35 protein-coding genes and 1 pseudogene are annotated in these 23,698 nt (G+C 42.6%); 1 reads left to right on the top strand and 35 read right to left on the bottom strand.

From position 1 onward, the window contains the following. Positions 1–11: 11 nt before the first annotated feature. Complete coding sequence (locus P364_RS0100580; protein WP_024628230.1) at positions 12–581, bottom strand: DMP19 family protein; 570 nt, start codon at positions 579–581, stop codon at positions 12–14. A 242-nt stretch (positions 582–823) separates the two neighbouring features. Here P364_RS0100580 and P364_RS0100575 point away from each other — a divergent pair, with 242 nt between their 5' ends. Next, a complete protein-coding gene (locus P364_RS0100575; RefSeq protein ID WP_236642158.1) occupies positions 824–1,984 on the top strand; it encodes a glycosyltransferase family 4 protein in 1,161 nt (386 codons plus the stop codon). A gap of 139 nt (positions 1,985–2,123) precedes the next feature. On the opposite strand, the gene P364_RS0100570 is transcribed toward P364_RS0100575, so the two are convergent. The 34 genes and pseudogenes from P364_RS0100570 to P364_RS0100395 all read right to left on the bottom strand — a co-directional run bounded on the left by P364_RS0100570 (position 2,124) and on the right by P364_RS0100395 (position 23,675). Continuing rightward, positions 2,124–2,786 carry an HAD family hydrolase gene (locus tag P364_RS0100570; RefSeq protein ID WP_024628228.1) on the bottom strand — a complete coding sequence of 221 codons (663 nt, stop codon included), beginning with the start codon at positions 2,784–2,786 and terminating at the stop codon, positions 2,124–2,126. 289 nt (positions 2,787–3,075) lie between these two features. Continuing rightward, entirely contained in the window at positions 3,076–3,246 is a 171-nt protein-coding gene (locus P364_RS37235; protein WP_094030689.1) for a YHYH domain-containing protein, read from the bottom strand. A gap of 103 nt (positions 3,247–3,349) precedes the next feature. After that, the gene (locus tag P364_RS0100560; protein ID WP_024628227.1) at positions 3,350–4,129 is read right to left on the bottom strand and encodes a Cof-type HAD-IIB family hydrolase; all 780 of its coding nucleotides are present in this window, start codon (positions 4,127–4,129) and stop codon (positions 3,350–3,352) included. An 11-nt stretch (positions 4,130–4,140) separates the two neighbouring features. Then, a complete protein-coding gene (locus P364_RS34950) occupies positions 4,141–4,503 on the bottom strand; it encodes a DUF3139 domain-containing protein (protein ID WP_024628226.1) in 363 nt (120 codons plus the stop codon). Between the two features lie 96 nt (positions 4,504–4,599). Then, positions 4,600–6,135: a PH domain-containing protein gene (locus P364_RS0100550; protein WP_024628225.1), complete on the bottom strand. Its 1,536-nt coding sequence runs from the start codon at positions 6,133–6,135 to the stop codon at positions 4,600–4,602. Beyond that, positions 6,132–6,632 carry a PH domain-containing protein gene (locus tag P364_RS0100545; protein ID WP_029880619.1) on the bottom strand — a complete coding sequence of 167 codons (501 nt, stop codon included), beginning with the start codon at positions 6,630–6,632 and terminating at the stop codon, positions 6,132–6,134. The genes P364_RS0100550 and P364_RS0100545 overlap by 4 nt, the downstream gene beginning before the upstream one ends. 113 nt (positions 6,633–6,745) lie before the next feature. Further along, positions 6,746–7,306, bottom strand: a complete 561-nt coding sequence (locus tag P364_RS0100540; protein WP_024628223.1) for a GNAT family N-acetyltransferase — start codon at positions 7,304–7,306, stop codon at positions 6,746–6,748. Between the two features lie 297 nt (positions 7,307–7,603). Beyond that, on the bottom strand, positions 7,604–8,032 hold the full coding sequence (locus P364_RS0100535) for a hypothetical protein (RefSeq protein WP_024628222.1): 429 nt from the start codon (positions 8,030–8,032) through the stop codon (positions 7,604–7,606). A gap of 73 nt (positions 8,033–8,105) precedes the next feature. Continuing rightward, the gene (locus tag P364_RS0100530; protein ID WP_024628221.1) at positions 8,106–8,798 is read right to left on the bottom strand and encodes a hypothetical protein; all 693 of its coding nucleotides are present in this window, start codon (positions 8,796–8,798) and stop codon (positions 8,106–8,108) included. A 64-nt stretch (positions 8,799–8,862) separates the two neighbouring features. Beyond that, positions 8,863–9,639 (bottom strand): hypothetical protein, encoded by a 777-nt coding sequence (locus tag P364_RS0100525; protein WP_024628220.1) that lies wholly within the window; start codon positions 9,637–9,639, stop codon positions 8,863–8,865. Between the two features lie 109 nt (positions 9,640–9,748). Next, entirely contained in the window at positions 9,749–9,907 is a 159-nt protein-coding gene (locus P364_RS37715; RefSeq protein WP_173405199.1) for a hypothetical protein, read from the bottom strand. Positions 9,908–10,150: 243 nt separating this feature from the next. Beyond that, a complete protein-coding gene (locus P364_RS0100515; RefSeq protein ID WP_024628219.1) occupies positions 10,151–10,600 on the bottom strand; it encodes an NUDIX hydrolase in 450 nt (149 codons plus the stop codon). A 46-nt stretch (positions 10,601–10,646) separates the two neighbouring features. Further along, a complete protein-coding gene (locus tag P364_RS0100510; RefSeq protein ID WP_029880618.1) occupies positions 10,647–11,249 on the bottom strand; it encodes an HD domain-containing protein in 603 nt (200 codons plus the stop codon). A 28-nt stretch (positions 11,250–11,277) separates the two neighbouring features. Then, positions 11,278–12,129, bottom strand: coding sequence for a GNAT family N-acetyltransferase (locus P364_RS0100505; protein ID WP_024628217.1), 852 nt, complete (start codon positions 12,127–12,129; stop codon positions 11,278–11,280). Further along, entirely contained in the window at positions 12,129–12,932 is an 804-nt protein-coding gene (locus P364_RS0100500) for an inositol monophosphatase family protein (RefSeq protein WP_173405198.1), read from the bottom strand. The genes P364_RS0100505 and P364_RS0100500 overlap by 1 nt, the downstream gene beginning before the upstream one ends. Before the next feature lie 58 nt (positions 12,933–12,990). Next, positions 12,991–13,446 carry a GNAT family N-acetyltransferase gene (locus P364_RS0100495; protein WP_024628215.1) on the bottom strand — a complete coding sequence of 152 codons (456 nt, stop codon included), beginning with the start codon at positions 13,444–13,446 and terminating at the stop codon, positions 12,991–12,993. 61 nt (positions 13,447–13,507) lie between these two features. Continuing rightward, positions 13,508–14,299, bottom strand: coding sequence for an aminoglycoside adenylyltransferase domain-containing protein (locus P364_RS0100490; protein WP_024628214.1), 792 nt, complete (start codon positions 14,297–14,299; stop codon positions 13,508–13,510). A gap of 26 nt (positions 14,300–14,325) precedes the next feature. Further along, positions 14,326–15,217 (bottom strand): annotated as a pseudogene (locus P364_RS34945) (PhzF family phenazine biosynthesis protein). Between the two features lie 19 nt (positions 15,218–15,236). Then, positions 15,237–15,875: a Type 1 glutamine amidotransferase-like domain-containing protein gene (locus P364_RS0100480; RefSeq protein WP_024628213.1), complete on the bottom strand. Its 639-nt coding sequence runs from the start codon at positions 15,873–15,875 to the stop codon at positions 15,237–15,239. A gap of 32 nt (positions 15,876–15,907) precedes the next feature. After that, complete coding sequence (locus P364_RS35975; RefSeq protein ID WP_161634237.1) at positions 15,908–16,102, bottom strand: hypothetical protein; 195 nt, start codon at positions 16,100–16,102, stop codon at positions 15,908–15,910. Positions 16,103–16,308: 206 nt separating this feature from the next. Further along, positions 16,309–16,875 carry a histidine phosphatase family protein gene (locus tag P364_RS0100470; RefSeq protein ID WP_024628211.1) on the bottom strand — a complete coding sequence of 189 codons (567 nt, stop codon included), beginning with the start codon at positions 16,873–16,875 and terminating at the stop codon, positions 16,309–16,311. A gap of 114 nt (positions 16,876–16,989) precedes the next feature. Beyond that, a complete protein-coding gene (locus tag P364_RS0100460) occupies positions 16,990–17,175 on the bottom strand; it encodes a hypothetical protein (RefSeq protein WP_024628210.1) in 186 nt (61 codons plus the stop codon). Positions 17,176–17,254: 79 nt separating this feature from the next. Continuing rightward, positions 17,255–17,614, bottom strand: a complete 360-nt coding sequence (locus tag P364_RS0100455; protein ID WP_024628209.1) for a YcxB family protein — start codon at positions 17,612–17,614, stop codon at positions 17,255–17,257. Next, on the bottom strand, positions 17,611–18,483 hold the full coding sequence (locus P364_RS0100450; RefSeq protein ID WP_024628208.1) for an adenylyl-sulfate kinase: 873 nt from the start codon (positions 18,481–18,483) through the stop codon (positions 17,611–17,613). The genes P364_RS0100455 and P364_RS0100450 overlap by 4 nt, the downstream gene beginning before the upstream one ends. Positions 18,484–18,521: 38 nt before the next feature. Next, positions 18,522–19,049 (bottom strand): hypothetical protein, encoded by a 528-nt coding sequence (locus tag P364_RS0100445; RefSeq protein ID WP_024628207.1) that lies wholly within the window; start codon positions 19,047–19,049, stop codon positions 18,522–18,524. Further along, on the bottom strand, positions 19,046–19,540 hold the full coding sequence (locus P364_RS0100440; RefSeq protein WP_024628206.1) for an HAD family hydrolase: 495 nt from the start codon (positions 19,538–19,540) through the stop codon (positions 19,046–19,048). Before P364_RS0100440 ends, P364_RS0100445 begins: the two co-directional genes overlap by 4 nt. A 234-nt stretch (positions 19,541–19,774) precedes the next feature. Continuing rightward, complete coding sequence (locus P364_RS0100430; RefSeq protein ID WP_024628205.1) at positions 19,775–20,134, bottom strand: hypothetical protein; 360 nt, start codon at positions 20,132–20,134, stop codon at positions 19,775–19,777. 47 nt (positions 20,135–20,181) lie between these two features. Next, complete coding sequence (locus P364_RS0100425) at positions 20,182–20,538, bottom strand: immunity protein Imm33 domain-containing protein (RefSeq protein ID WP_236642159.1); 357 nt, start codon at positions 20,536–20,538, stop codon at positions 20,182–20,184. Between the two features lie 14 nt (positions 20,539–20,552). Next, positions 20,553–20,972, bottom strand: coding sequence for a hypothetical protein (locus P364_RS0100420; RefSeq protein WP_024628203.1), 420 nt, complete (start codon positions 20,970–20,972; stop codon positions 20,553–20,555). Between the two features lie 15 nt (positions 20,973–20,987). Next, a complete protein-coding gene (locus tag P364_RS0100415; RefSeq protein WP_024628202.1) occupies positions 20,988–21,398 on the bottom strand; it encodes a hypothetical protein in 411 nt (136 codons plus the stop codon). Further along, positions 21,395–21,841, bottom strand: coding sequence for a LytTR family DNA-binding domain-containing protein (locus P364_RS0100410; RefSeq protein WP_024628201.1), 447 nt, complete (start codon positions 21,839–21,841; stop codon positions 21,395–21,397). Before P364_RS0100410 ends, P364_RS0100415 begins: the two co-directional genes overlap by 4 nt. A 186-nt stretch (positions 21,842–22,027) precedes the next feature. Then, positions 22,028–22,537, bottom strand: coding sequence for a hypothetical protein (locus P364_RS0100405; protein WP_024628200.1), 510 nt, complete (start codon positions 22,535–22,537; stop codon positions 22,028–22,030). Between the two features lie 58 nt (positions 22,538–22,595). Further along, positions 22,596–23,099: a DUF4188 domain-containing protein gene (locus P364_RS0100400; protein ID WP_024628199.1), complete on the bottom strand. Its 504-nt coding sequence runs from the start codon at positions 23,097–23,099 to the stop codon at positions 22,596–22,598. A gap of 93 nt (positions 23,100–23,192) precedes the next feature. After that, positions 23,193–23,675, bottom strand: coding sequence for a GNAT family N-acetyltransferase (locus P364_RS0100395; RefSeq protein ID WP_024628198.1), 483 nt, complete (start codon positions 23,673–23,675; stop codon positions 23,193–23,195). Positions 23,676–23,698: the final 23 nt, after the last annotated feature.

The raw sequence follows: 23,698 nt of genomic DNA, 5'->3' as shown, positions 1-23,698 counted from the left end.
ACGTGTCAGATTCAATTAGACAAGAGGTGTTCCATCTCCTGTTTCAGACGATCTTTGTTCGTTTCTACATATTGATAAAGGAGTTCAAATACCTCTTCATTATCCGATTGCATGCTTAAATGACCCGCTTCCAACTCCACCCGTTGCAAAACCTCATGAATCTGTTGACCATGCGTATTCAGGGCTGTCGTTACATCCTGTTCGGAGAGTGCATTCACATTTTCTCTTAATTGCTCAGGCGTCACACCATTTTCGGATAACATATGCTGAATGTTCTTCAGGATCTCTGCATCTGCATCATTTCCTATGCGCTGCATCGCTTCCGTCGTTTCACCCAGAAACTGTCCGCTCGCATTTTCAAGAAAACCGGTAATACCACTCATGGACAGCTCTGTATCCAGATCTACGATCAGGATAGCATCTCGCAGTACCTGTGGAAGATCCGGTCCGCATTCCCGAATGGTCGCAAATTCAGCACGATAAAGATCCATGGCAACGCTCCCCACCACTTCTTCACCCGACATGCTTTCAAGCTGATCCAAGGGTAATAATTGCTGTAATTCTTCCTGTAATTTATTCATCTCTCTCTGCCTCCTATAACTCTCTATATGTAAGTTGAACGAATGATTTTACACGGGTCCACTAAAACGAAACGCCTATACATCATAGCAGAATATACGATATAAGTTTATCCGATGTATGTTTGCACCAGATCACGCTGCCCACACACTTTACACGAAATACAGATAAAGTTAACCTTCACTTGACCTCTGGAAAATGATCCGCTGTTATGATCGTCTCATCAAGAGTCATGGGAGGGGTAATGATGCGCCTGGCCTTGTTCACCGATACCTATGTTCCGGATACCAATGGTGTTGCCGGCACGCTGCACCGCTTAAGTAACCAGTTAAACCGCAAAGGAATTGAGCATCTGCTACTTACGCCGCAGTCCGTTATTGAAGGCAATCACGCCGCACCGGCTCGTTCGGTTACCAACATCCCCTTTTTCCTCTATCCGGAATGTAGAATAGCCCTACCTAATCGGAGATCCATCCATCAAGAGTTAAAAGCCTTTCAGCCAGATCTGCTGCATATCGCCACTCCATTCAATATGGGCCTTCTCGGTCTCAGATATGCGCTCAAGCATCAGCTTCCTCATGTCATCTCCTACCATACCCACTTTGATCGTTACCTCGAATACTACAGGTTGAACAGCATAATTCCTCTCTACTGGAAGTACATTCAGTGGTTCCACCGGGCCTGTGACTCCACATTAGCACCGTCTCAGGAGACCTTAAACTCATTGCAGTCGAAAGGTATTCAGCGTCTAAAGCTCTGGTCCCGCGGGATCGATTGCAACCTGTACTCACCAGATAAACGAAGCTCAGATATCCGTACACGCTACAATATAACGGCTCCTCTAATTTTACTCTACGTAGGACGAATTGCCCCAGAAAAAGATATCGCTACCCTCACGCTTGCCATGCAGCAGTTACCTGAACATATGCAATTCCGTGTACACTGGATCATTGTAGGTGATGGCCCATTGCTTCCCAAAATGCGTATGCAATCCCCGCCCAATGTCACCTTTACAGGGTACCTACATGGTGAGGAGCTTGCTGTTATGTATGCTTCGGCAGATCTCTTTGTGTTTCCTTCCTCAACAGAAACATTTGGCAATGTGGTGCTGGAAGCGATGGCTTCAGGATTGCCAGTTCTCGCAGCGAATGGTGGCGGTGTAAAAGACTTGGTCGCACATCATCGAAGCGGTGTTCTGTTCGAGCCAGGCCAAGCGGATGCATTGATTCGGGAGATATGCCTCTGGGGTGATCATATGGATCAACTAAGACATATGGGCATTGAAGGACGAAAGCTTGCTGAGCAGCGTTCGTGGGATCACATTTTTGACGGGTTAATCGGGGATTATGAGGAAGCAATTGAGAATCGGAGAAGACGCACGAAAGATCGAATCATCACTGCTTGAACATTATTAAGGAAAAAGCGGGGATGCCTAACATCCTCGCTCTTTATAACAGCCGTTGCCATTTGTCTGATCTTCATGCGCGCCTTCCTCGCTGTTCTGTTATGTAGTGTAATTTTGAATCTAATCTGACTGTCTCCACTTAGAGTAGCCCTTTTAATTCACCAAGATGCTCAATAGTATGCAATGGTTTTGTTGTAATGCTGTCCTGCCAAGGCTGATTGACCTTCATCCAAATCGTGCTCATGCCTACTTTTGCCGCGCCTTCAACATCATTTACCGGATGATCTCCAATGTAGATACACTGCTCAGGAGAGAGGTTGAAATGATCCAATGCCAATTTGAAAATACGAGGATCGGGCTTTTTGACCCCGGCCTCTTCCGAAACGATAATATGATCAAAATCATCCCGGATGCCGAGCTGATCTATTTTACCGTACTGAATCTCGGTTTTACCATTGGTGATCAAAGCTGTTTTATATTTTCCTCTTAGATGCTGCACCACTTCTTGCGCCTGCTCCATCAGAACAGCACTCCTCACATACTCTCTGCCATAGAACTCCATAAGCTCCGCGTGAGGTGGGTTTTCAGCCCAAGGTAATTCATGGAGCAGCTCGTTGAACAAGACATCCTTGTCCTTGTAACCGTCCTCATCCAGCTCAATAATTCGTCTAAGAATATCATCCGTAGTCTCAAGATGGGCAAAATAAGTGTTGATCAAGCTCTGGCTGAAGCCTTCAAAGGTACTTATTCTGTTGAGAATCGTATTGTCTAGATCAAAAATAATCGCTTTAATATGATCCATCGTCATGCTCCTCCTGTCTGGTCTGTCAAACGTTCTTTACTCAACAGCAACTCCAGTTTCCGATTGGTTTCGGCCTGCTCTTGAATTAACCGTTTCGTTTTACTTTCTATGCTGATGAGTGTGACCGTCATAATAATTACACAAATGATCCCAAATAAACCCCATAATACCTGTTCACCTCTAACGTAATGTTTCTTCTATTCTGTTAGCTGCGACTACCATGAATAATAAACATGTAAACCCAACCATAGAATAGACCAGGGCTGGGTTTACCTTGTAAAACTCATTTTCATTTCTTCTTTTTGTGATAATGGTATCCTGTACATAGGCCCTTTTGTTTGGATTTCGCGGAACAATTATGTCCACCATTTTTGTCCAATCTGCCTGGATGGGCGTAAGCAGAAGAAGACACACCAATAAGTACGACAAGAGACAGAATTACAATAACAACCTTTTTCATACGTCACCCTTCGATCTCACCCTATGCTTTAGGGCTTAATTCTTCCTCCATCATTCTACATGAAAACCCATAATAAGGATATCCTTATTACTCCAAAATTTGCTTATTCTATGATTTCAAATTTATTCAATGCGTGTGTGATGCCATCCTCACTTGCTCGCAGTGTGACATAATCCGCACTTTGTTTGATGCGCTCTCCTCCATTTCCCATCGCAATGCCGAGCCCAACGTACTCTAGCAGATCGATATCATTTTCACCATCGCCAAAAGCCATCGCTTCCTCTCTCGAAATATTCAGATGGGCGAGCACTTTCTCTGCCGCTATCGATTTGGATACTTCATTCTCTTCCATTACGTTAGACACATAAGGATGGAACCTCACGAATTTTAATGTAGGAAATTGGTAATGGAATTTCTCCGCTTCAGTTTGATCGGCATATAAACAAATACAATACACTTCTTGTTCCAAAGAACTGATTGTCAACGGATACTCCATCAGACCGAGCGTATCTCTCAATGCATCGATGACACGCACATCCGTTGTGCATAATCCATTCATCGCGAATGACTCTGTAAAATAAGAAATACTGCTTCCGTTCAGCTCGGCAAATTCACTGAATTCTCTAACCATCTGTGCAGAAAGCACCGATTTATGTATTACTTCATCTCCGCTCTTAATCAATGCGCCGTTAGCCGAGATTATGGTATCCATTCCGAGTTTCCTGAACTCTCCGCATAAATTATAGGGTCTGCCAGTGACCAGAACGACCTGTATACCCCTACGAACCAAATTTCGAATCGATTCCTCTGTACTTGGCGAGAGACTTCGATCTATCTCACTGAGTAACGTACCGTCCACGTCCATAAATACGATTTTAATCAATGGAACGCCTCCTACTCACTGTCATTTGTTGGTGCAACATGTTTTAGATCCGATTTGGTTTTCCCTCTTCTTTTCGCTTCATCAGAGATACGATAACCAAATTGCAGGACTTCATTATGAGCAAAATAAATATATTCAACATCCGGTTCATCTTTAAATTTAACCAAGGCAGAAAAAGGTGGAAGCTTAACATTCCATATGCCTTCCACGGATTCAATGTCCTCTTGAGTATATTTCTTTTCCTCAATTAAGTATTCTGTAACTCTATGGGCATAAATCAGCTTGTTTACTTGAACATAGACAAATGGGGTTAGTACCAAAATAACCATTAAGGTCAGTATCCCTAGCAGTACGTATTTTTTCCTCTTATCCATCAAATACCTCCTAAGCTAAGCAAATTAAGCATCGATCTTCAATAAAAAAGGCAAGTGCACAGTTAACTTAATAGTCTTCCTGCACTAGCCTTTACATTATCGAATCTGGACGTTCTGACTCCGCTCCATATACCACAACTGAAACGATTCTACGGCTTCAAGCGAAATATCGTTTACGGTGTGATGCAGAACAGGTTTGGCCCGGTTTACCGTTTGAATCGAAGCGACACCAAGCCAGCGTTGCAGCAGATTCCGGGTGATTTGTACCTCAATGACTTTCTCACGTTTGGAGATGTATAATGTTGACGTTAATGCGCCGGTTCGTAACTGAATAAAGTTCTGATTCAGGACGTAGCGTGTATGGAAAAAATCAGCTAATCTGCATATGACAACCCACAGTAACAGAATAGCGGAAATCATCCACCACGCCTGATGCTGTCCCAGAATCACCGGTTTGAAATAAAATAGTAAACCTGTAGCAATGATCCACACCCAGCTTGGTATCAGCATGCGCAGCCATAATGATTTTCGTGGAAGCTTCTGCATCTCCTCTGTAACCTGATAGGATGGCAAAATCTCCGAGATCATATCGTAAGCTTGTTTTACAGGCAGAAAAGGATAGAGCGAGTTAACCTCCTGATCGGATTCTCCCAAACCACCTGCTGTCGTCAGTTCCACTTCTGCCAGTCCTAGCAGCCTTTTCATCGGAGACTGCGTGATTTTCACCGCCTGGACTCGTTCCTTCAGAATCGAAAATGCGGTCTGTTCCAACATGCCCTTCGTAATATAGATTCGTTTGCGATCTGAGGATATTTGGAAATCACCATACTTCACAAAAGTTCTAATTATACCAAGCGTAATGGAAACAGCGATAAGTCCCGTGATAATCAATGCGGTAATCCACCAGGTATCCAGCCACGTTAATACGATGCTCTCCGTCACTTTTTCATCAGGAAAGAAATCTTTTATCGACGAATAGAGAGAACCCAGAATCGGAATAAGTACCAGAAAGCTGAGTGAGGTGAACGATGCTTTGAATATATCTCTACGGGTGGACTGGTAATGTATAGTCCGTTCAAGCTCCTCTTTTACAGGCACTGGAGTAACTTCTTCCGTTGTTACGTTTTCGGGCAGATTCTCTGAGTCTACGAGTTGTTCCATAACATCACTGGTCGCATCTGCTTCCGACATATGTCCTGCTACAATCTTTTCAAGCCGATCTGATTCCGAGAGTGAAATGACTTGCAGCTGAAACGTAGCATCTTCTCCCTTGATGCCCGTCTCAAAACGAATGGATGTGACTCTGAACAAACGATGAAACAACGACGTATGCCGGTTCACGTTCTGAATTTTGGTGAAGGGTATCGTTCTTCTTGTGCGGTTAAATACCCCACTGTAGATCTGGAAAGCCTTATCCTCTGCGGTATAACGTAACGTAAACCAGCCCCATATGATGGCTATTACACTAAACGTCATAGCCACATAAAACGCAGCTCTGCCATACATAATCCAGTTGGACGCCGAGCCATGACGAAGAATAAATAAAAAAACGATAAATGCAAAAGAATTTTTAACCAGTTTCCATACACTCCAGAGCATGGCTAACGGGTGTTGTCTTTTCGTCTCGTTCATTCATCCACCTCGTTAATCCTCGCATAGGATGCAATCTGATGGCGCAATTCAAGCGCCACTTCCTCTGGCAACGCCGGGATGTTATGAGATGACCCCATCGTGCCGACCGATACGGAATATAGGCCATATTTTCTCAAAAGGGGACCTTGGTTCGTAGTAACCGATTGTACTTTCGCCATGGGAATGATCTGATGCACCTTCTTCAGAGCCCCGTGTTTCAATTGCAAGAACTCCTCATTCGCATCGTAGTACCAATGCTTGTATAACAATGAAGGTCGAATAAAAATCTCCCACACGGCATACAGCACCGAAATGGCAGTTACTCCCCACAGTAACCAATCAATCCACGACTTCCATCCATAAATGGAATCCAGAACCAACAGTGCTGCAAGCACGATCAGACCTATTCCATTTGATATGATCGCACTGATTCTCCATATAGTTATGGCATCCGGCGATAAACGTTGCTCGGGCGTATTCCACTGTATGTACTGCATATATTCACTCCTTTTTCTTACTGTACGAAGAATAGTCCTCTATCGATGCAGAAAGATTCAATTAGTAAAAGAGATGACTCCTGTTCAGCACAGGTCGTCATCTCTGGGTCATTTTATTTTGCAGCAAAATCCTTCACTTCACATAACCATGCCATATGGTCCGAACCTTCACCCCAATAGTTCTTTGCCACGGCATAGGGTTCTCCAAACTTTCGCTGCCATTTCTGCTGCGCTGTCCGGTAGCCGCTATCCAGACAAAATTGCGTAATCTTACGCCGCTGAAGTTCAGTAGCCAGGGCCTGAATAAGAGCAGAGCCAATCCCCTGACCTTGGACATCTGGCAAAACGTAGAGACTACCCAGTTCTCCTATTTGGTTCAATTGGTTGTTTGTGCATTCTTGAATCTCCTTACCGCAAGGACCATAGGAAATGGTGCCAACGACGGTGTCTTCTCTTTTGGCGAGCAAAAAGAAGATACTCGATTCCTTATTGTTGTCAGGATGCAAAGCGCAGTGAAGCATCGCTTTTTTGTGTTCAATTTCATCCCGAATGTCTTCGTGCAGGGCACCCAGCCCCTCTTGTATAAATGCATTCGTAATGGATGTCTCGAATAACTGGCAGGCACTCTCCATATCCGATGATGTTAAAGGTTGAATGGTAATCAGGTGACTCATATGACCGTCTCTCCGTTTCGATCAGCTATATAAATTAAACTAAAGGATATTTACACTTGCCACTCCGATGACAGAACAACCTTCCGATCGCTGTTATCCCCAGATTTTTTTGATTCCTATTTTCAAAGGGGAAAATCCGGGGATAAAGGCGAAGCGTATGCTTCCGATGCAGCTTTCTTTCAGAAAGCTTTTAGCTCCACTTCTTCAGGTTTTTTCTGTCCTCTCCGTTATCGTATAAATTTTTTGTTAAACCTATATAGTAAACTGACATAACGATGTAATCAGTAGGCTTATATGTTAGTCCGTATGACTCTGGATCAATTTCCTTACCTGGTTTGAATTCTCGATGGGTATGCTGTATCCTACGTGGGTATCCTCATGGTTAACCAGAAGGGCTGACTGCTTGGGATCTTTGCCTATGGAAAAGTCATACTTGGTTAAGGAGCCATCCGCATCTGTTAAGTTCATCTTGTATTCCACGCTATAATCAAGAATCCCCTCTATACGCTCCGCTTTATTTATAGCTTCGATTATGATTCCAATCTCAACCGGATCTTCGATTTTCACACCCTCACACGCTTCAATCGTGAAGTTCGGGTTGCAGGTTAATGTAATGAGCGAAGGCAGAGCTTCTTTCGGACTAGAATTAGTTTCATTTGGATGGTTACAGGCTGCAAGGAGCATCGCGAAGAGACCTAAGAGAATCCCTGCTTTTTTCATCTGCATATATACCTCCGATTCTTACTCAGGACATCCGCGTAAACTCTCTACGTAATTATCTAGATTTAGCTCTAGATGCTTATGTTGTATACCGCAACTCGGAGTCCCACCCTTGGAGCAGCACTTTTAAACGTTGGGCGGTAGTGGCCACGAAACCACTTATCTTTACGTCCGTAATGAATTTGGGAACTATACCGGGTTCGTTGGCGCTTTCATTAAAAAAGGAAAATGTACGATCCCGCCAGCGCAAAATCTCCTCTGAGGTTAACAGATCAGCAACATCATAGCCAGGTGCAATCTCAAGCATTTTCCAGACTTCTTCACTCCAACTCGCCTGTTGATAAAGATTAAAATCAATCTGATCCGTCTCCCGGTAATACAGACGCCCAAGTTCATCCTTGGTTCGGGTTACACCCGAATTTTGATCCGCAAGAGTAACCTGCTCCACAAATTTCGGATGAACACTACGGAACCAGTAAAAGTCTGTCAGGACATGCATAAAGTAGCCCCGCACGAACCACTTCCATCCCTCATCTGCGTGCTGTTGAATGTAGGTTGAATAACGTTCTTTTAGTTGCTCAACGTAATGTCCTTCATTCTTATCCTTAGGGTTGAAATGAGTGGTTTCCTTATCCGCTCTTGTCCAACCCTCGCGCATATGAATAGAGTCAGGTGCGACATTCCCCAGATAGAACGGGCCTCGTTCTACATGTCCTTGCAAGGTTTCAGCAAAAAGAACAGCAACATTTAAATGAACCATTGGCAGTGGCATAGAGATATTCTCCTTTTTCGCAAAATCTGCTACACATACAAAAGAAAATCAATGTAGTCTATGCTCAAGCCTGCACTCGCTCCGTTTGTATTGTCTCAAATAGCTGCTCCAAATCCGTGTGAAGATCCGGCTGTTCATTAATGAGCAGGTTTATGTATTCCGACCCGCATTCATAGAAAACAAGACGATTAAACGGGGCTGAATCCCCAAGATGATTGATATCCAGTCCCAATTTCACTCGAATCAGATTCTCGATATATCTCGCGTAACCCTCGTTCCACTCCAGCCAGTTGAAGTACTCCCCTTGTTCTTCACTCAAAGAGCTAAACAGGTCCACTCTTGCTTCTTTCACTTGCAAAAGATCCTTACTCTTCAGAGCTGATAGCAACGAAGTGATCCGCTGAACAACGATCTCATTGTCATAAGGAAACTCATAATCCAGTTCCCATGTTACACGTTTAATCTGCTCCATCCTGCGTTTAATCTCAAGTCGGTCACCAATGTCGCGATACTGTTCATATACGTAACAATGGACAAACTCATGAAAGAGGAAGACTTTCTGCTCAAAATTTTGGAACGCCGCATCTGTCACCACTGCGCATATTCGTTCATCCATGTGATGCACCGGAAATGCCGCCAGGCATTCATCGGGAATATTCAGATCATCCGGAACGGTTTTCACCCATTCATATTGCTTCGTCTTGGACGAATAATCATAGATATATAACAAAGTTTCATATGCCACAACCACAGGATAATGCTCTCTGAATAAGGGATGTATACTGACCAAATCCTTTTGAAGCTCTTGCAACTCGTTGATTTGCTCTAAAAAAGTATCCATGTCAATTACCCTCTCTTTAGTTGAATGATGAGTTAATCATATCAATAGAGCAACAATAAAACACTGAGAGAAAAATGATAATTCTATTGTTGAGTGATATTTCTACAGGTTAGAACCGTTCTCCTCGTTTCTCATATAAATAAATATCCAGCGCCTGAATCCCTCGTTTAGCAAGTTTGATAAATAAAATAAGGGCATATACGCCCAATCCGAATAACACCAAATTAAATAAAACTGCAAATGTTGAAATGAATGAAAAACTCATCATACTTCCTCCTTTTTATCACCGTAATGAATTCAAAATTCATATGATTATCATAATTTATAAATATACCAACTTATTAACTCACCAGCCTATTTTAGCATATTTTACCTTACTTTACTTTCTTCAATCAAATTCCTCATACTTGATAGGCTGAATTCTAATCATTAAAAATAAAAAAATCTTCCCCCGGGCATCCGGCTGGAAGACTTTACTGGAGCCTTATTCTATTGAATACGTTCACTACTCTTAGTTAATATATCCTGCTTTTTTCAGCACATATTCCGTGAATGGATTAATCTCTGGGATGGGCATACTCAGATCAAAATAACGCAGTTCCAGTCCTTCATCATCCATGACGGTTGGTTCGCCCTGAATTTCAGTAGCTTCATAGACAGCCATGACATTATACACCTCATCTCCATGCGGATACTTGTAATACATGTCCTGACCTGAGAAAACGGTAATGAGTTTATATGCACCCGCTCTCAATCCAGCTTCCTCATATAATTCACGGGCAGCAGCTTCCTCCAAAGATTCTCCCGGTTCCAACGAGCCGCCAATGGTTCCCCAATCCAGACTATCTGTACGTCTTTGCAATAGCAGATGGCTCTGCTCATTAAAGACCAACACACATGAACCAGCCATGATTAGAGGGCGCGAACCCACCAGCTTTCTCAACTCCATGATATATCCCATAAAGATTCTCCCCCGTCTGTAATCAGATAAGTTCAACAACGTGTCTCTATGACTTGGATTTTGTCAAGATTCCCTTGTCTACGGAATCTTGGATAATTTGCTGTGCGTATGTCCACAATGTTTCGGAACCGTTCACAATCTCACGATTTCTATTTAACACCTGTTCACTTGTAATATTGTATTTCTGCCACGTATCTCCCTCATTCTGATGATTGTGGATCAACGGCTGCAACCGATCCATCGACGAGGCAAACTGCGCTTCATTGGTCTCCTTTGCCTCAAACTCCAGCCACAGGTTCAACAATTCTTGGGCCTGCTCCTCAGGCAATATCCCGAACAATCGATGGGCAGCCTTAATCTCGCGGTCATATTTATCCGTATGCCCTACCATATCGTAGGCAAAAGTATCTCCGGCATCGATCTCAACGAGGTCATGAACCAGAAGCATCTTAATAACCTTGAGAATATCCACTTCTTTGTTGGAATGGCTCTGCAAAATCAAGGCCATCATCGCCAGATGCCAGGAATGCTCCGCATCATTTTCGAGTCTGTCGCCATGGATAATTCTCGTTTTTCGTTCAATCGTTTTCAGTTTATCGATTTCAATAAGAAATTGAATCTGTTCCTGCAATGATTCGTTCACGATCATTCTCCTCACAGTGTTTTTTCCAAATCCTTCAAGAGAGATTGTACCAGTAAACTCTGTAATCAAAGTTCAGTGACATACCCACACCCTCTGCCAAACGGATTGAACCTGCATTATCTGGGGAGCAGTCCCAATACGGCTGGATACCTTTATTCCTGCATTCTTCTACAAAAGCCCGCGCTACCCATTTGCCATAATTATTTTTCTTATAGGCTTCGATAGTTTCAATATCAATTGCATGCCACTGATCTGATATAAACGCCGAAAAGCAAACACTCGCGATATCCTCGTTGTGTACTGCAGTGTATCCAAAGCCATGTTCCAAGAAATCATCCATGTTATCCCAAAATCTCGAGATTTTATCCTTCAGAAAAGACATATTATTGAACTTTCCAACTTTCAGTAATGTCTCGTCTAATCTGAGAAGCCTGACGGCCTCATTCTGAGAAGGATACCCTCCATGAATTACTTGATGACTTCGATGTTCAGTCATTCCTTCGGTTGAATCCAATGTGAATACATGCTGAATATTGCTATGGACCTCTTTATTCGCGGCCATATGATGAAGCACATCTTCCCATCTTTTATCCACCACACCTACTTCGACTGTATGGATATTTAATCTTAATAATTCAGGTTCTATATGTTCTTTCATGAACTCTTCCAAATCGTTCAGAAAGGGTTTACTTTTGGCGTTTCCAATCAACTGAAAACCGTTTTGTCCCTTCACCCAAATTAAAGCTGCTGTGATATTCGCTGCATCATCAACGTAGATCCGGCCAGGATTCAACCCAGATGCCACAGCCTTCACCTCAATATTGCTGTTAAAGTCCGTGAAGTGCATCACCTTATAGAATTCATGCTTCTTAAGCTCGCTAATCATCAGTTCATTCCCTCCCGAACGACACTCAGGAAATATTCACGATGATCCGGATGGCAGGCAATCAGATATGGCTCTGAATTCATACCTTCAAAGGGATTACCTTCAAAATCCATAACTATGGCACCTGCTTCTTTCGCCATTAATATGCCTGAATACAAATCGTCTCCTGCCGAATTGTAGAGCACAATGCCGTCAACATCCCCCTTAGCTAACATGCACCACTGTAGGGTTGGAGCCCATAATCGAATCATTCGTTTGAAGCGGACATCCAGATGCTGACGTAGCCGTACTGCCTTCTCTTCATTTTGCACCTGATGCCCCTGAATCCAGCCAATGGTCCCTTTATGAATCTGCTCTTTCTTTTGGACTTTCATAGGGTTCAGATTACAACTTGCTCCATTCCCACGTGATACCACAAACAAACGATCCACCAGAGGTTCGTAAATAACCCCGAGGACAGGTTCTGAACGATACATTAATGTAATGGAAACAGAAAATATCGGTAAACCAATGGCAAAGTTGTTTGTTCCGTCTAGCGGATCAATCATCCACAGCCAGTCACTCTTCTGTCCGTTATGCCCCCGCTCTTCACTATGGATCTCATGATTGGGGAATCTAATGCTAATTTCATCACATATTATCCGCTCTGCTTCATGATCAACTGCAGTAACTACATCGCCAAAGATGCCCTTCTCCTTTGCACAGGTGATCTGATCAAAATGATCTTGGGCAACTTTCCCTGCTCTTCGAACGACTCTCTCCGCAATCTCTTGGGCTATACGTATGGTTTGTTCGATGACCATCACTCCGTTCGGTTACTTGATCCGTATCTCTCATTTGTTTTTTTATTAAAGTGCGCCTTTATATGCAAATTTCATAGATCCGAGTCTCTTCATCATCAAGCAAATATCCTTTACCGATATACGCCCAATTATTTTTTTCATAATAGTCCGTCAAATCGGTGCATAAATACAGCTTGTCGTACCCCTTCGCCTTCACCTCGTTAATCGCATGATTCTGTAGTTGCCCACCCAAGTTCTGGCCCCGGTATTCTGGATCAACATGAAGGCATGCAAACCACGGAAATAGATCCTGCCGGCTATTTAAATCGCTTCGTAACAGAGCATATCCTCCAACAATCCTGTCGCCATCCAACAGTACATAAAATCGGGGCACATCGCTCTCGGTTTCAACGGAACGTTCTATGCAATCCCGGTAAAAATGGTAGCTCGATTCCGAGCCCCACTGCTTCCAAAAATAGTGTACAGCTGCCTGCAGCATGTCCGGCTTTTGCCGAATATCAACAATTTCAAACATCAGAATCTACCTTCCTTATTATGTTCTTGTGTATTTTTGTGCCTCTGCTCAACCTTGTCCTTCATTGCTTTCCACGTCCATGCTCCAAACCAGATTCCGCCAAACCTTTAATTTCGTTCAACATGTACTTCGCATAATCCAAAAGTAAATCATCACTTAAATTCACGCTTTCCCGCTCTCCGTTATATTTTGCGAGACATTGTGAGATGACTTCCTTGTATTTCGGTAAAATATGAATGAGTGCCCACTCGCCTGCTTCTCGTTTGGAGTATATTACCGAATTTTTCACATACAATAGAACCCGTGATAGGTTCAGAACATAGTAGACAGGATTCTCCGTTATTTCTTCCAGAGCTGAACCAACGTCAGATGTAATAGAGGCCAGCATATATTCACGTTTTACAGGCTGGAATAACTCCTTAATAGCTTTGCCAGCAAGCACTACTCCACGGTCAACAATAACAGCCAGGTGTGCTACCAGATCTGGATCTTCGTATCCACCACAAAGATATTGATCATCAGTTCTATACTTTTCCCGGTAATACGCCGAGTAATGAAATTCAAATGGAGTTGGAAACGTCAGATTAGCAACCGTAGACTCCAAGACAATACTAAGTTCAAACCCTGGGACAATATGCATTTCATCTTCGATGTGCATCAATCGCTTCGCAATACTCCGATAGGTATCAGCAGACAGCTGCTCCCGGCATACCACCAGTATATCGATATCGCTTTGATTCGGATGGAATCCCCCCATAGCCATGGAGCCATGTAAATAAATTCCCACCAGGGAATCTGAGCATTCTTCTTTTAACAAAAGGGTAACTGTATGTAATACCGCCTGTTCATCCACCTAACTCCACTCCTTCATTTACGTTGTTACGTATACAATTCCACTTTCATTTCCTCCACAAAAACAGCCGTTCCTCGTATTCTGACATCCATGTCCTGTCCATTTCTGACCACGCTAACATGAACTTTCCCATCTCTACCAACCTCATGACCTTGCTCCACAGCAAAATGAGCCTGATGCATCTCAGAATTCATATACTCCAAATAATAGGCACCCATCACACCGGATGCTGTTCCCGTAACCGGATCCTCCGTAGTACCTGAAAAGGGGGAGGAAAAATGTCTGGCATGCATTAGAGCATCTAAATCACGGGTTTCCAGTAAAGGGGTGCAAAGAAGCTTTCGGATTTTCAACTAATATCTCAGGAAATAACGGTGATTCCGGTTTCATTTGTTGGAAAGAGGCCAGTTTGCGAATCGGTATCAACAACGTCCAGGTGCCTGTACTTCCATAGACGATGGGTGTGGATAGATCAAGATCATCCGTGGTTAGATTTATGGAATTTGCCAGCTTCTCTATGTCACCTTGGAATGGCATGAAACGGGGTTGATCCTGCTTCATCTCAATGTTGATCGTATCGCCATCCTGCTGGAACTGAATCGGCAATAGGCCTACATTAGTCTCAATGGTGACCGACTGCTTATCCTCCAGTAGCCCTTTAGTCTTTAACCCATACATGGATGCCATCGTGGCATGCCCACACAGATTAATCTCATGTCCCGGTGTGAAATATCGTAATCTAACGTCTGCAATTTCAGAACTCATCACGAAGACCGTTTCATTAAAGCCGACTTTAAGCGCAATCTGCTGCATCGCTTCCTCACTGAGCGCATCGGCATGAAAAACAACTCCGGCCGGATTTCCTTTACCAGGAATCTTTGAAAAAGCATCATAATGATATACAGTGATTTCACGCATTGTAGACCCACCTTATTTTTCAGTTTATAAGACGTACATCGCCATATAACTCTATTACTTCACCATCGACAACGATCCCAGCACCATCTTCGCAAGCATAGATTGTTGTCGAGTTGGTAAGCACGTAATCTCTTAATGAATCCAGAGTTTCCTCAGAGCCATCCCAATGTGGTGAAAATTCAAAATCAACGAGCGCCAGAGCCTGCTTGTCCATTAATCCAACATGGTTCTCGTCTGCGTCTTTCCCATATCCGGCCATTTCAATCGTTGGTGTAGTTAGAATACTTCCTGCGCTAACCCCAATCAGAATGCCGCCCTTATTCACATAGGAACGCAACAATCCCATTGCAGTTCTCTTCTGCAATAAACTTAGAAAAAAGAATGTATTTCCGCCAGATAAATGAATCGCATCGTTTTCAAAAATGGTATTGAATCTGTTTTCCTCGTATTCTAGGTCCAGATCATAATAATCAATTGATTTGATTCCCAGTTGATTATAGTAACGCACAGTATGCTCAAAATATTTCCGTTCCGGGTCGGAACACGAAGGTATATAACCGATGGAAGGCTGATCAGAGTTGAACAAGCTCAATATTCTCTGATCCAGTTCATGGTTAGATTCGAAATATAAATCACTTAACAAAACCAGCTTGGTCATCTGAATTTCTCCCTTTTTTAATTTCCAGAGGACTATTGCATCTGTCCATTAATATATCTTCTATGACTTGAAGATGCGTCCTGAGCCCACAATTCCAACTCAATTTTACTAACCAAAAATTGATCTTGAACCTTGATGAAAGGAAACATTTTTCCTTCAAAGAAACCCGATGTCGAGAAACTTCCTTGTTCAGCCTTAATAATGCCCATCACCTGTTCTTCAGTCATACTCAGATACTCCGCCGTTTCTGGGATTGTCATTAATGGTTTGTTGTTGTTCGGCACTTCCTGCTCCATTGCCTGAGCCGATTCATTAGCTCTCCCCTGATTAGATAGCAACAGGCAGCCAACGATAAACGATATACCCAAGATTGCACTGGCTATTAAGATGGAAAATGGAATGATTTCACGGAATCCCTACCTTCTATTTTTGCTTACAGATCTTTAATCGTGTAATGACCCGCCTCACCGAGAAACTCATTTCGGGTTAGCCCCTTCTCTCCAAAGAAAGCTCTGTAACTCGTTATCGTACCATCATGTGAAATGATAAAAGTTCTCTCGCCGTGCTCTCTACACCATTGAACTAGCTGTCCCGCATAAACCGCAAATTGATGTTCTTCCATCCGATTAATTCCATCCAGCCAGCAATCAAGTTCAAAATCAAGAATTTGTAGCCCCGTGTACTGAGCATTTAATTCGTCTTTAGAATAAATCTGGTCACAGCGCAGAACGGGGGACTCCGGGTTTTGAGGGAACATTCTTGGGCCAACAAGTGGACAGACTGTCAGTTTATCGCCTGATGTTAAGATGAGTGCCGTTTCTATCGTTCGTTTCGTAGGACTCACCAAAACTACGTCTTCCGATAAGATTTTAATCTGCTTTCGTAATTCAGTCGCCTGCCTCTTTCCTTGTTCAGTAAGTCCCGGATGCAAATGGTCTAGCTGATGAGGATAATGAAGCAAATGTTCAGCATGACCATGACGAATAAATGTGATATTCACAGGCTCCTCCTATTTCTGAACGTAATGCTTAATGCCTTCTGTATCATTCAGATTGCACAAATCCTTCTTCAAAAACACCGGATAAATCTCCATACCTTTTGAATGCATCCAGGTTTACTTTGCCGACCAGCCAGAGGATAACCCCTCCACAAATCCGTTAACAAACGATGGAATAAAAAGTACAATCAACAAAGTTAAACTCCCTATACCCCATCTGACCAATGTTTTACGTTTGCTCCTTACACCTACGATGAACAATATAGCGGTAATGACGATTAGTGTTGCCTCGAGAAATAACATGAAAATAAACCTCCGTTATGTACTGTATTACCGTGCTAAGAAATCTCGTACTTTTACTTTAATCTGCTCAAGATTAACTTTAGGCAGCTTTCATATACGCTTTGACCTGTTTTGCAAAATGAGCAGCTTCATCTTCAGTTTCAAAAGATCTTTTGGGAATGACATGCGCACTCGCCTTATTAATGAATATATAAAAATATTGCTTCGTTTCACTGAAACTCTCCAGACCTTTCCACTGTGTGGTACCTGCAGTCATATCATTACTCCAGCGAATTTCCTGCTCCGTAATTACAAGCTTTTGGTCACCCAGTATCCCTTTGCTCTCACGTGCCAACTTCTTAAGACACACAGCAATCAGCATACCTTTCCCATACAGTTTAATCATCGCGAATTTGTTCATTTGCCAATAATCTTCTTCGGTTAAGTGAATTTGAATCATGTTTCTAGTTTTCTCCGTTCTTTAGTATCTCTTGCCAAAATCTCCTCTAGCTCCTCCTGACAAGCAGCGCGATTATATTTCGAATTATCCAGCCAGTGTTTGTCCATCTTCAGCAAATGATAAATCTCGGTTTCCAACTCTTTTCTTGCCTGAAGGACCTTCACTGTGCCATCAACACCGTGATACCCTTTCGCGTGTCCCAATCCTTGATTCGTGTAATATTGTATGAATCCATCTGACCATTCCTTGGGTCTTTCCTGGATTGCCTTGTCAAAGGTATGTGCAAGATCCTCCTGATGAATGTAGATTAGTAGCGGATTTAATGGTTGAACGATGCGCTCCAATTCCAAAACATATTGCACGTTTTCTTCTTTGGATTGATTGGTTTTCACCAAACCTATGGTCAGTGGATTTTGAATAAAACAACATTCGAATATGGTGATGGAATCATCAGCCGTGCTTATCACGCTTTCGGTAAAAGTTCGCCATTTTTCGGTGATCAGCTTTACATTTTGTTCAAAAGGCAGTTCGTAAATATCTTTGCTAAATATCTCCTGTACCACATGATCAGAGAAATTCACTCCAAACTCCTCTTTCATTTTGCGATAAGGAATCAGGAAACCCTCCTGATAGGCTGTTGCTTTGCCCTCCAATATATCTTTACATGTTTCGTGAGCATCGACCAAAGACCTGAACTCTTCCGCAGAATAAAAGGCAACACCATCATAATCAGCAGGATGATCCAGATTCCCTTCCTGGATGAGTTGCACCTTTTTGCCTTGCTCAATCAGAATCTCGGATACCATCTTGGCAATCGTCGACTTTCCTGCACCCGGCAATCCCTCAATAAGAATCAATTGTTTTGTCATGATTTCATCACCCTTAACTTCATTTCATTCAGTTGTTGTTAATCGATGTCTGCAAAAATCCATTTCGCAGCATCGCCATCCGCTTTCTTTTTCCGAAACACCATGCTAGAGCTGGCCTCCTCCTCGTTCTCTCTTAATTCAGTAACCATCACTAGTGCCTCATAAAGCTTCTTTTGCTCTCGAATGGTGATCTCACTCATAGAGATGATCTTGCGAACTTTAAAACCTGAAAAGCTTGAAACTGGCATACCGGAGACTGGCGATTGTGGATCAAAAAGGCTCATATAGCCCTTCTCATCCTCTTCCCACATATAACGCATACGGGAATTCATAAGTTGGACGATTTCCAGTTCATCACCTGTATACTTCGTTTCATCAAGGTAAACAGGAGGAATGCCTTTGTCTTTTTTGGGTTCTTCTGCTTCTTCGTCCTTCTGCTCGATTGCTTCATCAGTAACGCTTTCCGTCACTGGAATCGTTGGTTTCTGCACAGCTTCATTGGTTGTTTTATCCTGACAGGCGATTAAGAACAGAAATAATAAAGACAACACGGTTAACTTTTTCATGCCCAACCCTCCAACATATGCACAACTTCGCCAAGATCTTTGCACTCATAATCCGGTATAATCTGTTTCCATTTAGATTTACTTTTCCGATTCAACCAGACAGCCTTAATTCCCGCATTTTGCGCTCCTTGTACATCGCTGACCAGAGAATCCCCGATATGGATCACCTTATCTCGCTGCAAACCATACCTGTTGATCGCTTCATCAAACATCTCTGACCTGGGCTTATAAGAACGAACATCCTCGCTGGTAATTACTCCGGCCACTTCAATATTATGTGTCTTCATTGCAGCTTTCACGTCATCCGTATCGATATTGGAAAGAAGATATATAGGGATTTCAAGAGAATGAAGAAAGGGAATTGAATCAGCAAATATGCCCGGGTTACGCCAATGAGCCAACTGTTCCTGATTAAGCGACTCAGCAACGGGAAGAATATCATCATCTTCATGAACAACTGTCCCATAGAAATCAAGAAAAATAGCTTTCAATCTATCCCTCCCACTGGAATACGCTAATCCAAAAAAGTTCCTATGTATGTTAAATTTTCTCTGTAGGTACATCATAACCCATAATGTGGAATTTGCGAATGAACCAAATAGTGTAATCCTCCTCCTCCTTACTTCTTCTGTTCAACACAAAAACCACGCTGCTCTGCATGCTTGCATCATACAAAAGCGTGGTAAGTCGATAAATGCTTTCCAACATCTGAACACAGCAACCAACTATCTTTTAAAGAACATTTTCAATATGCCTATGGTTTTGATTCTAATTTCATTGCCTTCGGCATCCGTAAAAAGCTCATCATACGTTGTATAAATCCCCACATGCTGTATATGTCCGCTTCTGAAAATAAGACTCCTTTCCTGACCGTTCATGATCTGAGTATATGTTGTTCCCGCAATGACATCGTAGGAGGCATGTATACCATGCTCGTTTTCGAGCCATTTATAAAAATCTGTTCTGCTTGGATTGGTAAAAGCCAGAATCACAATAATGATAACTACAACACTAATAGCCATGGTTAATTTACTAATCCCATTTGCTCTATAATTAGCTGCTTTGTTATCATGCGTACTTGCCATTGTATGACTCCTCTCAAAGTTCCATTTTAACTCATTGTTTGCTCTGCTTATGACCTGTTAAGCAACTGCTCGTCAAACCATACATCCTCATAATTTTCTGCAATCACAAACCGCCATCCCGGCGCAAGTCCGAGGTACTTCTTGATTTTCAGGTCCCAGTCATCGATGTGTGTTACATGTAAAGGTACAAAAAAATCATCTGCATCCGAATATTCTTCTGCCCAAATATACCATCCGGTTGTATCTCCCTCGGGCTGAATACGCATTCCATGGATCGGTTCCAACTTCTCTTTGACGTTCCAGGAGATTCCAATCTTATGGTGCAATTCGCTGGGCACATAGTTTGCATTATATTTTTGGCACATCTGCAACTGTTCCTCAATAGAAGCCGTATTTGTCATCATTGATCATCTCATTTCTAACGTGTTGGATATGAACAAAGCAGTTCATAATATTGTTTATAGTTAGAGACCCATTCCTCTTTGGAAAAATCAACAAAGTCATATTGCTCACACTGTCTAAGATAGTTCAGCTGCTCTCCCGCTGATTCCTCGTGATTCTGCTCCAGATAAGTCACTGTCTTCTCATAACCGGCACCACACAGAAGCTGCACATCAATATAACTGCCCGTATCCTGATTCTTGCGTTTTGCCTTCCAGATTAACCCAGTGTCCTCTACATTTCCGATGCAGAATAACATAATACATAAGGTTTTGAGATACTCATTATCCATTGCTTCATGAGTCTCGATCTCTTGCTGTAACAACTCCCTGATATGCTGCCTGTGTCTGGTATCTGGATCTAAACCGTACAACTCCAAAATCTCTTCTTCGTCCATCTTCGTTCCCCTTGCTTACTTCAGAATATTGTTTAATTCTTCCGCTTTTTTCCTGCTATCCATTTTAGCATAGAAATAAAAACCAATAATGTGCAGTACGATGGATAAGACCCACATTCCAGGGAACCAGGGAGCAATCAATAGGAACATGTCTGTAGAAAACAACCATACGATCGCCATGCCTCCTGCAATATTAAATGTGGAAGAAATGATGATATTCCACACGGGTTTCATCGTAAAGTAGTTCCACAGTGCATTGTACAATACGCCAAACAGTATAGCGGCAATAGCTGAAATCCCGGCAATATTCCACAGGTAACTCATTTCAAAAGACTGACCACTAGAGAATAGTGTGAGCAACAAGGTCACCCACAACGAAGTTACCGTAAACACTTGAAAAAATGATTGCTTCAACTGACTAATCATGATAATTTCCCCCTAAAATTTTTAATGTAAAATCGACTGACAAAGTAACTGGATCCGTCGTTCAGATCAACCTTGATCCTGGCATGGTCTGTTGACGAGAATTCACTGATATGCCCTGTGTTAATGATGGTTTGATTATTGATTTTCACCAACTGAGATGACCTCAGATCCTCTTCCACAAACTTCAGGCGTTTGTTGAGCAAGTACCTTTCGCCTGTAATGACACGCACACAGCACAATCGATCCTCTGATTCAATCGCAACCACCGAACTCAACTCGATCTGCACATTGCGATTGTTCTTAGCATTGATGACAATAAGTTTTGTTTCAGACTGGCAAATCGCTTCTTGAATACTATCCCAATGGGACCTCTCATCAGGATGGGTTATGACCTTGGCCATGCTTTTTTCCATTAACAGTTCCTCTTCAAAAACGACTTTCATTCGTTGCCCTCCTCTCACAACTCATATTACAAGTAAAGCCACAACAAACCCACAGTATTGCGTTTTGTTACATGAAATTGCAGGTTTGTTACATCGGTACTGACTTTTCAACGTACAGACACGATAAAAAGGACTACTCATTCAAGAGTAGCCCTACATGTCTCTCTTTCAAACTGTCATCTGGAATCAGGTTACCGAACTGTTCTCCAGATACATCTCCTGATTTTGCCGAATTATTTCATTTATGTGTAAAATAGCTTCCTGAGCCGCGGCTCGATATTTAACGTATAGTTCTTCCGTTCTTTGCAGCAGGATCGGGTCTTTCTCCAAATTCGTGGGCAGGACCTCACGCCACTTGTCTCCAACTTTATTTTGATCTGTAATCAGACGCTCAATGTCATCCAGCAAAGTTACCATTTCATGTTGATTAAAGTAGCGCATCCCATTCTTAATTCCATTCCAACTCTTCATGTCGATAATGTTGTACGCCGAAAACCAATAAAACTCCGCCAAGCTCTTGGTGTGGTTATGATAGGAATAGAATAAAAATATCGCTTGTTGTCCTTCATGTAATTGTCGGTATACCTCTACTTTTGCTGCAACATCTTTACCACGAACGGAGATCAACATCGGTTGGACGCACAGCCAGCTAAGCTGCTCAGAACCCAAATCTTCTGGTTTGATTTTAACTTTCAATAACATGCTCCTCTCTACTTGCGATGATTGTAAATTCGAACTTCACTTGAGTCATATGCTAAGGATTCTCCGGTGACTGTACTGCAGGATCATTCTCTCCACCCATTCTACGTCTGGACGTTTCCTTCCTGCCTGTCGCTGAAATATGATTAGATACTTTAGCCAATCCGAATCTGGGCATATTCGCATATATGGTCTCATGTGAACCGGGTTGAGCTTTGTAGGTTTCATGATAAATCCCCACGCTTCCATCCGATCCAACGGATTGGTTAAATCGTTTCCATGCCTCCAGGTGCAGGCCCCCTCGTGCGTATTTCTCCAATTCATCATAAGATCTCCAATATTGCAGCAGGGTTACTCCACGCCAGCTCATAAAATATTCAGTCCCCAGAAACCCGGTATCTGGGTTCATGTACAGTTCTTTGATCATCGGGCCCATGGATTTAAAAACAGGCAACCACTTATGTATGGCCCATAGGCGATTAACTCTCATTCCAATAATAAAAACAACAAATTCTCCATCAATATCAGCTGAATATCTTCCCTTGTGTATGTTCGCCATGTGACTCCTCCTTTTTATCAAATATATAATTAGTGCCCGTTCGGAGTGTATTGTGCTTGATGATATTGGCATTACCGTATTCCCGGTTTCGCCCTACTCCATTCTATATTGCAAAATCAGTTGAAGACCATGAATGCCCATCTTCCGTTCGCCCATATCCAGAAAACCTACTTTCAGATACAGCTTTTGTGCCGCAATATTCCCCTCATTCACAGCTAAAATAATTTCATTGAGCTTCGGATCAAGCTGCTTAACCAATTCAGGCAGAGCCCTCATCGCAGCCAATGCATACCCGTTCCCCTGATGTTTCATCGTAATGGATAGCGCGCGTACCAGTATCTTTCGGGAATAATCCCTTTCCTCTACGTATTCAGAATGCTTATGTAATATGAAGAAACCAACTGGAGTCTCATCATTCAAAATCACCACCGGATATTTGTTCGGATTTTGGAGTGCCTCCTCAATCACTTGCGCAGGCATTGCAGTAAATTGAACCTGTTCATCACTCAGTGAAAAATTAGCCAAGTCTTGATCGTACTTCTCATGATATGGGGCGAGGATAAATTGTTTTTCCATTTTGAACACCTCTGCTTTCCTTG

The organism is Paenibacillus sp. MAEPY2 (assembly GCF_000499205.1).
Classification (GTDB): Bacteria; Bacillota; Bacilli; order Paenibacillales; family Paenibacillaceae; genus Paenibacillus; species Paenibacillus vandeheii.
Note: the sequence above shows the minus strand (reverse complement) of the source record. Positions and strands in the feature narration are given on the sequence as shown.